Raw genomic sequence first — 14,319 nt, forward strand, 5'->3', positions numbered from 1 at the left:
AGTTAAGAATATACCTCACTTGAAGGAGGCACCAAAAATGATTATTGAAATGGACGAAGAATCAAAAAAGTGGATTTCATCAAAAGGAGATCAAGTAACCATTAAAACGTTGGATGTTAAAGCCTGCTGCGGACCCGGTGTTCAAGAACTTGTAGCATTGCCTGGTAAACCTAAAACTCTGAATCATTATTATCAAATTACATCCGATCAAGTATTATTTTATATTCATAAAAATGTACGAAAAAAGGAAAAACTGATTCTTACATTATCGGGCATTCCTTTCCTAAAATCCCTCTCCGTTAAGCTTCAATAATTCGCTTTTAAACATAAAAAAACAGGTAAAGAGACCATTTATTCGGACCCTTTACCTGCTAATTTTTCACATCGTTTTCATCAATTCTTCCTCTGACTGTTTAACCAATTCTGCTTGTGGTATTTTGGATAGATTAATCCATTTCATGATGGAAGCCACCATAATCACTACACCTAACGCAAGCATGATAATGGATAGAACACCGTTCAATACATTATATCCACCTGCATCCGGATTCAAATAGACATTCTTAATCATCCAGAATCCACCCACATTAACCGTAACATATAGATACGCCAATGGGACTAAGCATGTCAGCATATACCAGCGTTTCTCTGCAATTTTCAAAACAACTGTAGCTCCGACAATCAATCCGATTGACGCCATCAACTGGTTGGATACTCCAAACAGTGCCCAGACGGAACTGATATCTCCAGAGAATAATAGATATCCCCAAATAAAGCAGGCTAATGCACTGGCAAAAATGTTAGCCCCAAGAGAATCTGTTCGTTTCAAAGGTTTAATAAAGTCTCCGAAGAAGTCCTGGATGAGATATCTGGCAACCCTGGTTCCTGAATCAATCGCTGTTAAAATAAATACCGCCTCAAACAGAATTACGAATTGATAGAAATAGGAAGCTAAGTGTTGGAAGAATGGTACACTGGTGAAGATTTCCGTCATACCAACAGCAAGTGTTACGGCTCCACCTGTTCTTCCTTCAAGGTCCATATCTACTGCTTCTTCCAATCTATCTAAATGGACTGTTTCCATTCCTAATGTTGAATAGACCTCAGGTGATGAGTTTATCGCAAAATAATCACCAGGCTGAAGAGCAACTGCAGCAATCAATGCCATAATAGCCACTAAACATTCTACTAACATCGCACCAAAGGCTATGCCTTTAATATCGCTCCAACGGCTGACCATTTTCGGAGTCGTACCTGAACCAACAAAAGCATGGAAACCTGAAATGGCACCACAGGCAATTGTGATTGAAATAAACGGCCATACTGGGCCGGCCACAATTGGTCCTCCACCGTTAATGAAATCTGGAATAATAGCAGGAAACTCAACTGAAGGGTTAACGATAAATACACCAATAATAAGTGCTGCGAAAACTCCTATTTTCATGAATGTACTTAAATAATCACGTGGTGCAAGCAATAACCAAACAGGAAGTGCAGCAGCGAAAAAGGCATATACTGGTAAAATAATAGCAAGAGTGCTCTTTTCAAGCGTTAAGAAATTGCCTAACCATGTTCCCTGAATTTGTGGACCAAAGAAAATTGCTAGCATAATTAAGATAAATCCAACGGTCGTCGGGACTTTTAAATTCCCTGTCTTTTTATGATAGATTCCCACTAACATCGCAATCGGAATTGTAATCCCTACCGCAAATGTACCCCATGGGTTTCTTTCAAGTGCTCCAAGTACAACCAATGACAAACCTGCCATCGTAATTGTGATAATGAATAGCATGGCCAATCCAGTACAGAATCCCGCTACAGGCCCAAGTTCTTCTTTTGCTACCTCGGATAATGATTTACCATCGCGGCGCATAGAGGCAAAGAGCACAACTGTATCATGAACTGCTCCTCCAATTACTGCCCCAACCAATAGCCAAATCAGTCCGGGTAAATAACCAAACTGAGCTGCCAAAATCGGACCAACCAATGGGCCTGCAGCAGCAATGGCTGCAAAATGGTGTCCAAATACCACCCATTTATTTGTTGGCACATAGTCCTGACCATCCTCAAGCTTTTCAGCTGGTGTTGGTTTATCATTAGATAATTTCAACACCTTTGCCGCCATAAATGTCCCATACAAACGATAGGCTATTAAAAGGATACAAATCGAGCCGATAACAATTGTAATCGCATTCATTTTAGTGTTCCCCCTTTTTTTGCATACGTATTATACTATCATAGTATCAAATGAAAACACTTACACCTCATTTTCAAAATGAACCGCAAAATAAATGGGATGAATTACAACTTACAACTAATGAATAGCAAATCAATCCTATAATCCTAGTAATTGTTTCAGTTCCTTTACATAGGTTCGACTGACTGGAACCTCGGAACCATCCGACATACGTAAGTTATAGGTTGAATTAAACCATGGTAATATCTCCACGATATGATCGATATTCACAAGATAGCTCCGATGTACCCGAAAGAACTGTGTCCGGGGCAATTTTTTTTCCAATCCAATCAGTGCCTCACTTACTTTATAAAGATGATTAACAGCCCGGATTTTACACTTTCCTTCGTATGATTCTAGGAATACGATATCATTGCATGTAAGCAATATAATTTTTTCTTCTGTCATAACAGCTATTTTTCCCTTACATTGAAGATTACTGGTATCTACTTTTCCAGGCTCCTTTGTGTGTAAATGAAGCTTTTTAACTTTGTCCAGCATCTTATGAATACGTTCTTCACTGAAGGGTTTCAAAAGATAATCTACCGCATTTACGTCAAAAGCCTGAAGAGCATACTCGTCATAGGCAGTCGCAAAAACGATAGCTGGAACCGGGTTCAGTCCTTCTAGTTTAGCGGCTAAATGTAATCCGTTCTCTCCCGCTAATTCAATATCTAAGAAGACAATATCCGGCTTTAACAGTGGAATATCATGTAATGCATCTTCTATACAATCACTTTCACCCAAGACCTCCACTTCTCTGCTTCTTGCTAGTAAATATTTTAATTCGTCCCTGGCTAATGGTTCATCATCCACTACATAGGCTCGCAGCATCCTGCTCGTCACCTCCTTTACTTTCCAGCGGGATTAAGATATTAACAGTGGTGCCCTCACCCACTTTGCTATCAACCTTAAAATGGGCTTGGTTATTATAAATACCTTTTAAGCGTTCACTAATATTAAAAATGGCTGTACCGTTTCCACCGGCTGACGGTACAACCTGCTTGCTCAGACTTTTCAATCTTTCTTCCACAATCCCCTGTCCATTATCCGCAACAATCATTCTCATATAATTGCCATTTGAGCACACTTGTATATTAATTTTCCCAAACTGTTTTCTTTGTGGAAATGCATAATGAATCGCATTCTCTACCAAAGGCTGCAATAAAAATGGGGGAATCAATACATTTTCTAATCCATTCTCTATATCAAAATTAACTTCATATTTATGAGGAAAACGTGTTTGCTCTAAAGATAAATAGGCTTTTACATTTTCCAGCTCTTTTTCTAACGGGATCAGCAACTGTCTGGCTCCCTGTAAATTGCCTCGAAAAAATAAACTTAATTCCAATAGTAGTTTACGAGCTTTATCAGGATCAGTCCGGCATAAGGCAGATATCGTATTTAAACTATTAAATAAGAAGTGTGGATGAATCTGAGCCTGCAGGGCTTTAATCTCAGCATCCTTTAAAAGCCTCGCCTGCCGTTCCGCTTCTGCCAGCTCAAGCTGAGTTGAAAATAAATTAGCCAGCCCCTCTGCTAACTGCTGCTGAACTCTGTCTAATTTATCCGGCTTTGTATAATACAATTTTAAAGTTCCAGAGATTTCCCCCTTCACTTTTAAAGGGAGGACGATGGCAGCTACGAGCGGACAGTCCTTATGCCTGCACTCGATTTCCTCCTTCGATTTGGCTATTGAAACATATCCTGATTCAAGTACTTTTTTAGTCAGCCCAGTACTCGGCTTCACGCCAGGTTTATGATGATCGGAGGCTGCCCCCAAATGTGCAAGAACCAAATGTTCATCCGTGATAGAGACAGCATCTGCATCGGTTAAATTAAGCATAATTTTTGATATTTCTTTGCATGATTGGGTGTTTAAGCCCTGTCGAAAATGCGGAAGAGTCTGGTCCGCAATTAAAAATGCCTGATTGGTTTGATTCGCACGCGCTATCTCCCCATCACGTTTTATAGACTGAACGATCAGCATAAATAATAGTGTTCCGAATCCATTCATGGTGATCATTGGTAAACCGATAAACTGCACGAGGCTCCATGTATGCTCAAGAGGTTTGGCAGTCGCAAGGATAATCACCATTTGCAAAGCTTCGAGGGACATCCCAATTCCTGCAGCAAACAAAGGAGTTATCTGACCCCCGCTCCTTTTTCTTCTGTTGCCTATATACCCTGCCAATATTCCGGCCAGGATGGTAGAAAGGGCGCAGGAAAAGGCTGTAAACCCTCCCAATGTATAACGGTGTATACCGGCTATCAGACCAGCTCCTCCTCCAACAACGGGACCTCCCAATAATCCGCCTATCACAACACCCATCACTCTTGTATTAGCAATGGCACTATCTTCTCCAATAGCTGAAAGCCATCTATTCTCTTCAACCATAGAATGATAAACTTCTATTCCAGTATAATTACTAATAACCCCAAACATGCCGAATAATAGAAATAATTTCAACTGCTCATTTAGATTATGGTCTGGGTGAATGATTTGGCGAAAGGAATTCATTTTAGAAATTAAAAAGGCTACAATGACAATAATGCCTACCTTTTCAAGCATAATTGGGACTAAATCTAACATAGCCATCTCCCCTGGTTAGCGAACTTTCCATCCTCTTCTATAATTGTTAATTCTCCCTTTATTATATTTGAAAAATTAAGAAAAACAAAAAGATAGCCCTTTCATTACTATTGTTATATTAAATGCACACTTCTATTATAGTTTCATCCTTTAAATCCCTTGACACAGTTTACAATGAAATTATATTCTTGACTCTGTGACTCTATTAAAATTCATTTTTATTCACAGCTCTGCTCTCCGTTTTGCAATAGCAGCAGTAACGTCTTCTCACTTGAGTAAACGATTCTGTATGTCTTGTTATACGGGGTTCAGAAAGCTTATTAAACTTCAACAAGGAGAATCGTTATGTGGTTTATTTTTTCACTACTAACAGCTTTAGCATGGGGTGGTGCTGACCTATTTTATAAAAAGGGATCAGACAGCAACGACAAGTACAGCCATATTAAAATTATCATCATGGTTGGTCTTGTCATGGGAATTCATGCAACAGCCTATATGATTATAAAAGATATACAGTTCAATCCAATGGAGATGATTCATTATTTACCAGTATCTTCTTTATACATCCTTTCCATGGCATTTGGGTATATTGGTTTGCGCTATATTGAATTGTCTATCGCCTCACCAATACAGAATTCCTCAGGTGTCGTAACAAGCATTCTGCTCTTCATCTTTTTCACTCATGAGCTAAGTATCATTGAAGTACTTGGGATTATCATTATCACTCTTGGGATTGTGGGAATTGCCGTTCTGGAAAAAAGAGCAGAAGATGAAGTTCGTCGACTGAATTCCGAGCATATCGATAAAAAATACCAAATTGGTTTCTTGGCTATTATCTTCCCAATTTTATATTGCATTATTGATGGACTTGCTACATTTGCGGATGCCATCTATCTGGATGAATTGAATCTAATCAGCGAAAATTCAGCTTTACTTGCGTATGAATATACCTTTTTCCTATGCGCTGCCGTATGTTTTATCTATCTTCGCTTTATAAAGAAGGAATCCTTCCATGTATTTAAAGAGCGCGATAAAGGGATAGCAGCTATTTTGGAAACGATTGGTCAATTTTTCTACGTATTTGCCATGGCATCAGGCTATGCAATTATCGCAGCACCATTGATTGCTTCTTACAGTATCTTTTCAATTATCCTGTCACGAATCTTCCTAAAAGAGAAGCTGACTAAAAAACAATACATGATCATCGCAGTTGTTATCTTCGGTATTATCCTGCTGGGGATAGCGGATGAACTCTAAATTTGAATTTGCCTTTTAATAATGTAGATTAAAGACCAAATCCCTTATGGATTTGGTCTTTTTTTCAGAATGAATTGTGCTACTGCTAAGATAAACATGAAAAAGAGAGCTCTCGATTCTGGCCTTCCCCTTAACCTCATTGCCATGCTTATATTTCTAAAGGAAAAAACAAAAAAAGAGAGATACCTAGTACCTTTCTTTACTATTTAATACTTATAGTATGGTTTATCAGAACTGAAGCTTGTTTAGTATCATTAATTGATTGTTCAAAAGCATATGGATTATATATATTTCAAGTAAATCTTGGGCTCTTCCATATGCTTCAACAAATCATTTAATTACATGTACTTAGTTTGACAACATAATAATTTAGTGATAGCATTTTTTTCATAATATTTTTTCAGAATTATGTTAATAAGTTAACATAATCTAATAATTGATAATTTAATATAGCACGCTTTGATCGCTGTGGATAAAACTATGGCGGGAGCAGCTTCTGGAGAGACTGTATTTATACAGCGCCGAAGGATTCACAATCTCAGGCAAAAGGACAGAATGGTAACGATTTTTGTTATTCTTGCCCTTTTAGAGATTGGAGACAACCAATCTCTTTTTTTATTGTCAAATATCAATAGTGAGGTGAGACATAGTATCTAAATAAAGCGAGAAAAATGATAAATATCTATTTTACTAGGTGCCTGTTTTAGACATCTAAGATTAAACGGGGGCATGCAACTTGGCTAAGCAAGAGTTAAAAAGGGATTTAAAAAATCGTCATATACAATTAATTGCAATTGGGGGCACAATTGGAACCGGCTTATTTTTAGGCTCCGGAAAATCCATTCATTTAGCCGGTCCATCCATCCTATTTTCTTATCTTATTATCGGAATAGCTCTATTTTTTGTTATGAGAGCATTGGGTGAATTACTTTTATCGAATACAAATCATACATCATTTATCGATTTCGCAGCTGAATATTTGGGTCCATGGGCTGGATTTGTGACAGGCTGGACGTATTGGTTCTGCTGGATTATGACAGCCATGGCCGATATTATCGCTGTTGGTTTATATACACAATACTGGTTTGATGTCCCACAATGGGTGCCTGCCATTATCTGTTTAGTAATTCTATTAGGATTAAATCTATTAACCGTCAAACTGTTTGGTGAGTTGGAATTCTGGTTTGCGATTATTAAAGTCGTTACCATTGTTGCACTTATTGTCGTAGGAATCGTACTGCTTGTGATTGGATTTGAAACAGATAGCGGAACTGTTTCTGTTTCTAACCTTTGGAATCATGGCGGCATGTTCCCGAATGGAATATCAGGGTTCTTACTATCACTGCAAATGGTTGTCTTCTCCTTCGTCGGAGTTGAACTTATTGGTGTATCTGCTGCTGAAACAGCTAATCCACGAAAAAACATTCCATCTGCTATCAACAAAATACCGGTACGGATTTTACTGTTTTATGTAGGTGCCTTATTTGTTATTTTATGCATCAATCCTTGGGATCAATTAAGTGCGACAAGCAGCCCATTTGTAGGTGTCTTCGCCTTAATCGGGATTCCAATGGCGGCAGGTATTATCAACTTTGTTGTATTAACATCGGCAGCCTCTGCTGCAAACAGCGGTTTATTCTCAACCAGCCGGATAATGTACAACTTAAGCAATCATAATGAAGCACCAAAAAAACTTGGCAAATTAAATAAACACCATGTACCGAGCAATGCATTATTAACTTCTACTATTGTAGTTTCTGTCGGTGCACTGCTTAGCAAGCTGATACCAGAGCAGGCCTTTACAATCGTCACAACAATCAGCGCCATCTGTTTCATTTGGGTATGGAGCATTATTTTAATCTCGCATATCAAATATGTAAAAACAAGACCTGATTTAAGAGCTAAATCTACATTCAAAGCTCCATTAACACCAGCTATAAATTATGTAATCCTAGGTATGTTTGCTTTCATACTGATTGTAATGCTCATTGCTGCGGAAACACGCTTAGCAATGCTGCTTACACCATTATGGTTTGTCTTATTGTTCATTTTATATAACTATCATAAAAAGAAGAGATTATGATAATAGAGCAAAAGCAAAAATAATAATGCACTCCAGTTGTTAGATTACACTTAACAATTGGAGTGCATTTTTTTCTATAGTATTCTGCTTGAGGTTTATTACTTAAGGTTATTGATTGGAATTATTCGTGTTTGTGCATATCGATGACCATACGGCCCTGGATTTTACCTGCTTCCATTTCTTCAAAAATATCATTTACTTCATGCAAGCATCTTGTTTCAACGATTGGCACTACTTTGCCCTCTGCTCCAAATTGGAAAGCCTCTTCTAAATCCTTACGTGTACCAACTAAGGAACCAACGATTTGAATACCATCCAATACGGTTTTCACGATAGCCAAATCCATTGTTTCAGGAGGTAATCCTACTGCAACAACTTTAGCAGTGGCACGAACAGAGTTAACAGCCTGGTTAAAGGCAACTTTGGAAACAGCTGTAACAACTGCAGCATGAGCTCCTCCAACTTTCTCCTGAATCCACTCACCTGCATCTCCATCTGTTAATGGGTTACATACAAGATCTGCTCCTACTTCTTTGGACAATGCCAATTTATCATCATTAATATCCACTGCAATTACTTTTGCATTGAATACATTTTTCGCATATTGGATCGCAAGGTTACCTAATCCACCACAGCCATAGATAGCAATCCATTGACCAGGTTTAATATCAGAAACTTTAATTGCTTTGTAGCAAGTTACCCCTGCACATGTAATACTGCTCGCTTGAGCTGGATCAAGACCTTCAGGTACTTTAACTGCATAGTCCGCTTCTACGATACATTGCTCAGCCATTGCTCCATCAACCGTGAAGCCGGCGTTTTGTACGCTGCGGCAGAAGGTTTCATTTCCCGTCACACAGTATTCGCAAGTTCCGCATCCCTTAAAGAACCAGGCAATGCTGACACGATCTCCTACTTTTAAACTTGTAACGTCGTCTGCAATTTCTTTCACAATGCCGATTCCTTCATGTCCAGGAATTCTTCCCGGAACTGCACCGAAATCACCTTTTGCTACGTGCAAGTCTGTATGACATACTCCGCAATATTCTACATCAACTAAAGCTTGACCGGGTTTTAACTTAGGAAGCTCCTTTTCAACTAATTCTAACTTACCAGGGTTCGTTGCACTCACTACAGCTGCTTTCATTCCAATCAATCCTCCGTATGTATATTAACTTGCTCAATGTTTCACATACTTATTATAATTATAATAGTTAGCAAAGTAAATACATATTGAACGATTTTATATATTCAGATTATTAAAATATATACATCTCCAACTAACTTCCACAAATACGACTAAATTACGTGTTTTAGCAGAATTGTATACTCAGAAATGTATAATACACCTCAAAATCCAATACACCACGTGTTGCTTTCTTACTAATAAATCCATAAACACTAAAATGGCCATTCCATTTGAAGAGAAGGCCATTTTAGTTTCTATATATGATTATCATATTTGCATTTGTACAATGATTATTCAGCTTTTACTAATATTTTAATATGATTTCGTTCGTTTAATAAACCTTCAAAGCCTTCTTCAATCACATCATCCAACTTAATTCGTTTGGTAACGAGTTTGTCAGCTGGGAAGTAGCCCTGAGCCATTAAATTGATAACAGCAGGAAATATATCACGGTATCCAATAATACCGTTGATTGTACGTTCTTTCATAACAATATCGTTTGGATGAATAGACGCTTCTTTTTCAAAAATACTAACAATCATCGTTTCACCATTAAATTTAGTTGAATGAATAGCTTGTTTTAAAACAATCGGTACTCCTGTTACTTCATATGAAACGTCAACACCGCCATTTGTCAATTTAGTTAATTGTTCAACGACATCACCCTGATTCGGATCGATAGCAATAGCACCAAGTTCTTCTGCTTTTTGCCTGCGTTGTTCTGATAATTCTACTGCATAAATTTCAGCCGCACCAGCTGCTTTTAACGCTTCAATAACTAATAAACCAATTGGTCCTGTTCCAAATACCGCTGCTTTATCGCCAACTTTAAGTTTACTTTGTTTAACAGCGTGTACAGCAACAGCTGAAGGTTCTACGAGTGCCCCTTGTTCAAATGAAACATTTTCAGGCAGCTTATGTAACATATGTTCCGGTATAGAAGCGTATTCAGAGAATCCTCCACCGCCTCCTGCTAAACCATAAAAGCCCATTAGCTCACATAGATTATATTTTCCTTGTTTACAAGCTTCGCATTTTCCACAGGAGTAGACGGGCTCAACTGTAACACGGTCACCAACTTGGACTCTGGTTACGCCTTCGCCAACCTCTACAACTTGTCCAGAAAATTCATGTCCCATTACAATCGGAGCTTTCTCCTTACTCAATGGGTGTGGCTCTTCGGTTGGGATAAAAATTGGACCGGCTGTATATTCGTGTAAGTCACTTCCACAAATACCGCACCATTCAACTTTAATTTTTGCTTCTCCCTTTTTGGCAGTAGGTTCCTCTAAATTGTCTAACCTTAAATCTTTAGCATTGTACCATCTGAGTGCTTTCATATTGGTCATCTCCTAAAATTTTGTTAGAAACGCATAATACAGAACACTTTTATTATATCATTATATCGATTGATAACAAATTTATTAACTGATTAATCTGAATTATATTTGTTTTTATGACAAACACTTGAACAATAGAAAGGTAATCTTAATAACCCCTAAAAATATCTTAGTCATATATTTGTGTAAAATAACTTAAATATTAAAGGATGACTCCATCACTAAGAGCCATCCTTTAATTCACTAAAAACCAAGTTTTAATTAAAATCCTGCTTACGCTTCAATTCTTTTGCTTAAAAACAACTTAACTTCATCCATACTTGGATAAGAATTCTGTGTACCACGTTTTGTGACACTTAATGCTGCAAAGGCATTAGCCATTTTTATCGATTGGACAATATCCCCATTCTGAATATAATTATAGGCGAAACAGCCGATGAATGCGTCTCCGGCCCCCGTTGTGTCTACAGCATCAACCTTGAATGAATCAACGATTTGCGTTCCTCTATCGGTTATCCACATCACGCCTCGGCTTCCCATCGTCACGATAACATTTTTAACTCCTTTATCTATCAGGCTGACTGCAGCAGCTTTAATTTGCTCAATCGTTGAAACAGGCATGCCAGTCAAGATATCCAGTTCACTTTCATTGGGAACAAAAAAGTCACATTTGCATACATAATTGAAATCCAATTTTTTGGTAGCAGGAGCAGGATTCAGAATAACAGGAATCCCATGCTCGTTCCCAAATTCTATCGCCCGATAAACGGTTTCGAGCGCGATTTCTAACTGAAGAATAATTAAAGAACATGTCTTGAGCTTTTCGGCCGCTTTATCGACATCCTCAGGTAAAAGGTACTGATTGGCCCCTTTAATGATTAAAATACGATTTTTGGAATCCGAATCTACAAAGATTGGTGCGACCCCGCTGCTGCTTCCGGGGACCTTATTCGTAAATTCTGTATCAATTCCATAGCGTTTAAGATTTTGAATGGTGTTATCTGCAAAAATGTCATCGCCTACCTTCGTAACCATCATGACCTTGGAGCCCAGTTTTGCAGCTGCCACTGCCTGGTTGGCCCCTTTTCCTCCACACCCCATTGAAAAGCTAGGTGCTTCAAGTGTTTCTCCCTCTTCTGGCATTCTATCAATATAGGAAATTAGATCGACCATATTGGATCCTATCACCGCAATATCCATGCTATTACCACCTTATTTTTCTCTTGCCGACTGAATTAAATATAGATCATTTTTTTTTGCAGCGCTGCATTTCGGCAGAATAAGAGCGCCCGTATCTGTTGGTTGCTGTTAGTAAAATTAAACAGCCTGTCTCCAATCTCTTGTTCCATTCATGGGTGAATAATTCTCTTTAGATGTAATAGATAACCTGCAAAATTTATCTATCTAGTAACGAGTAATGGAAGACACATTTTTTTCCTATTTCTATACTACACTTATACATCATATTTCTCCTATATTCACAGTCATATTATTTGAAATTTTATCAAATTAGACAAATAATAGTATAGAAAACGCTTTACTGGTGTATTTTTATTCCAAAATGGCATCAAAACTTTACATTTAAGAGTTTTCAATACGAACATAGGGGAGATATCAACATGATTTATGCAAATCCAAATACAGAAGGCGCAGTTGTGCATTTCAAAGAGAAATACGATAACTTTATTGGCGGAAAATGGGTTGCACCTGTTAAAGGTCAATACTTTGAAAATAAATCTCCGGTAACTGGAGAAGTTTTTACAAAGGCTGCTCGTTCTTCTGCTGAAGATATTGAATTAGCATTAGATGCGGCACATGCAGCAAAAGAAGCTTGGGGGAAAACTTCTACTGCTGAACGTGCACGTATTTTAAATAAAATTGCAGATCGTTTAGAAGAAAACCTGGAAATGCTCGCAGTAGCTGAGACTTGGGATAACGGGAAAGCAGTACGTGAAACATTGAATGCTGATGTTCCTTTGGCAATTGATCACTTCCGTTATTTCGCAAGTGCCATTCGTACACAAGAAGGAAGAACTACTCAATTAGATAATGATACAGTAGCTTACCACTTCCAAGAACCACTTGGTGTTGTTGGTCAAATCATTCCTTGGAATTTCCCAATTCTAATGGCTGTCTGGAAGATTGCCCCGGCATTAGCAGCAGGTAACTGCATCGTATTAAAACCTGCTGAACAAACTCCTGCATCCATTATGGTTCTTGTTGAGTTAATTCAGGATATACTCCCAGCGGGTGTTCTGAACATCGTAAATGGTTTTGGTATTGAAGTAGGGAAACCACTTGCAACAAATCCACGTATTGCGAAGATTGCCTTTACTGGCTCTACAGCAGTGGGACGCCAAATAATGCAATATGCTACTGAAAACATTATTCCTGTCACATTGGAGCTTGGCGGTAAATCACCTAACGTATTCTTTGAAGATGTAATAGACAAAGATGATGAATTTTTAAATAAAGCAATCGAAGGCTTAGTGATGTTTGCTCTAAACTCCGGTGAAATTTGCACATGCCCTTCCCGTGCATTAATCCAGGAATCAATCTATGATAAATTTATGGAACGTGCATTAGAGCGTGTGAAAGCTATTAAGATTGGCAACCCACTTGACACAGAAGTTATGATGGGCGCACAGGCTTCAAATGAACAAAAAGAAAAAATCTTATCCTACATTAAACTCGGCAAAGAAGAAGGTGCTGAATGTTTAATTGGCGGAGAAGAAAATGACCTTGGTGAAGACCTTAAAAATGGTAACTATATTAAACCGACTGTTTTCAAAGGTCATAACAAAATGCGTATATTCCAGGAAGAAATCTTTGGTCCAGTTCTTAGTGTAACGACTTTCAAAGATTTTGACGAAGCAATGGAAATTGCAAATGATACCTTGTACGGATTAGGTGCCGGTGTATGGTCCCGCAGTGGAGATCTTGCTTACCGTGCCGGCCGTGCGATACAAGCTGGTCGTGTATGGACAAACACATATCATCAATATCCAGCAGGTGCTGCTTTCGGCGGTTACAAATTATCCGGTATCGGCCGTGAAAACCATGCTATGATGTTAGATCATTACCAACAAACAAAATGTTTGTTAGTAAGCTATGATAAAAATGCTCAAGGTTTCTTCTAAAAGGAGTGACTCTAAAATGGTAGAACGTGTCGTAGCAACCGAAGAGGCACTTCAATTAATAGATTCATTAAAAAGAACTCACGGCTCTATTATGTTTTACCAATCCGGAGGCTGCTGTGATGGATCTGCTCCCATGTGTTATAAGGAAGATGATTTTAAAACGGGGGATTCTGATGTATACCTCGGTTCCATTGGAGGAGCACCGTTTTATATCCATAAGATGCAATATGAGTACTGGAAACATACTCAATTGATCCTAGATGCTACTGATGGAAGAGGAGCAGCCTTTTCACTTGATAGTATAGAAGATTGTCATTTCATTACGAAATCACGAGTATTCTCTGATGAAGAATATGCAAAACTAAAAAATCAAATAGAAGCCTAAATAAAAATGCCCCAAAGTTATCAATAACTTTGGGGCATTTTCTATTAAACATTATTTATTCTTCTTTATTTATCACACATAATCTAACATTTTTCG

11 protein-coding genes and 1 riboswitch are annotated in these 14,319 nt (G+C 38.1%); of the genes, 5 read left to right on the forward strand and 6 right to left on the reverse strand.

The genetic code is table 11. From position 1 onward, the window contains the following. The first annotated feature begins 37 nt into the window (after positions 1–37). Positions 38–313 carry a CC/Se motif family (seleno)protein gene (locus AC4BHA_RS13700; RefSeq protein ID WP_140462166.1) on the forward strand — a complete coding sequence of 92 codons (276 nt, stop codon included), beginning with the start codon at positions 38–40 and terminating at the stop codon, positions 311–313. Positions 314–379: 66 nt separating this feature from the next. Here the strand turns inward: AC4BHA_RS13700 and AC4BHA_RS13705 are convergent, their stop codons facing one another. The 3 genes from AC4BHA_RS13705 to AC4BHA_RS13715 form a co-directional block, all read right to left on the reverse strand. Continuing rightward, the gene (locus tag AC4BHA_RS13705; protein WP_490558800.1) at positions 380–2,197 is read right to left on the reverse strand and encodes a carbon starvation CstA family protein; all 1,818 of its coding nucleotides are present in this window, start codon (positions 2,195–2,197) and stop codon (positions 380–382) included. 138 nt (positions 2,198–2,335) lie between these two features. Further along, the gene (locus tag AC4BHA_RS13710; RefSeq protein ID WP_139892711.1) at positions 2,336–3,070 is read right to left on the reverse strand and encodes a LytR/AlgR family response regulator transcription factor; all 735 of its coding nucleotides are present in this window, start codon (positions 3,068–3,070) and stop codon (positions 2,336–2,338) included. Next, a complete protein-coding gene (locus tag AC4BHA_RS13715; protein ID WP_490558801.1) occupies positions 3,045–4,829 on the reverse strand; it encodes a LytS/YhcK type 5TM receptor domain-containing protein in 1,785 nt (594 codons plus the stop codon). Before AC4BHA_RS13715 ends, AC4BHA_RS13710 begins: the two co-directional genes overlap by 26 nt. Before the next feature lie 345 nt (positions 4,830–5,174). Here AC4BHA_RS13715 and AC4BHA_RS13720 point away from each other — a divergent pair, with 345 nt between their 5' ends. After that, positions 5,175–6,086, forward strand: coding sequence for a DMT family transporter (locus tag AC4BHA_RS13720; RefSeq protein ID WP_140462165.1), 912 nt, complete (start codon positions 5,175–5,177; stop codon positions 6,084–6,086). A gap of 486 nt (positions 6,087–6,572) precedes the next feature. Further along, a riboswitch (glycine riboswitch) is annotated at positions 6,573–6,650 on the forward strand. Between the two features lie 172 nt (positions 6,651–6,822). Beyond that, positions 6,823–8,169, forward strand: coding sequence for an amino acid permease (locus AC4BHA_RS13725; RefSeq protein ID WP_490558802.1), 1,347 nt, complete (start codon positions 6,823–6,825; stop codon positions 8,167–8,169). Positions 8,170–8,290: 121 nt separating this feature from the next. On the opposite strand, the gene adhP is transcribed toward AC4BHA_RS13725, so the two are convergent. From adhP to rbsK, 3 genes are all read right to left on the reverse strand, one after another. After that, complete coding sequence (gene adhP / locus AC4BHA_RS13730; RefSeq protein WP_490558803.1) at positions 8,291–9,316, reverse strand: alcohol dehydrogenase AdhP; 1,026 nt, start codon at positions 9,314–9,316, stop codon at positions 8,291–8,293. A gap of 332 nt (positions 9,317–9,648) precedes the next feature. Then, on the reverse strand, positions 9,649–10,698 hold the full coding sequence (locus tag AC4BHA_RS13735; RefSeq protein WP_066108186.1) for a 2,3-butanediol dehydrogenase: 1,050 nt from the start codon (positions 10,696–10,698) through the stop codon (positions 9,649–9,651). A 273-nt stretch (positions 10,699–10,971) separates the two neighbouring features. Beyond that, the gene (rbsK, locus tag AC4BHA_RS13740) at positions 10,972–11,898 is read right to left on the reverse strand and encodes a ribokinase (RefSeq protein WP_490558804.1); all 927 of its coding nucleotides are present in this window, start codon (positions 11,896–11,898) and stop codon (positions 10,972–10,974) included. A gap of 419 nt (positions 11,899–12,317) precedes the next feature. Here rbsK and exaC point away from each other — a divergent pair, with 419 nt between their 5' ends. Continuing rightward, a complete protein-coding gene (exaC, locus tag AC4BHA_RS13745; RefSeq protein WP_066108192.1) occupies positions 12,318–13,838 on the forward strand; it encodes an acetaldehyde dehydrogenase ExaC in 1,521 nt (506 codons plus the stop codon). Positions 13,839–13,854: 16 nt separating this feature from the next. After that, on the forward strand, positions 13,855–14,223 hold the full coding sequence (locus tag AC4BHA_RS13750) for a DUF779 domain-containing protein (RefSeq protein WP_066108193.1): 369 nt from the start codon (positions 13,855–13,857) through the stop codon (positions 14,221–14,223). Positions 14,224–14,319: the final 96 nt, after the last annotated feature.

The sequence above is a fragment of the Pradoshia sp. Z3_51 genome (assembly GCF_058215915.1).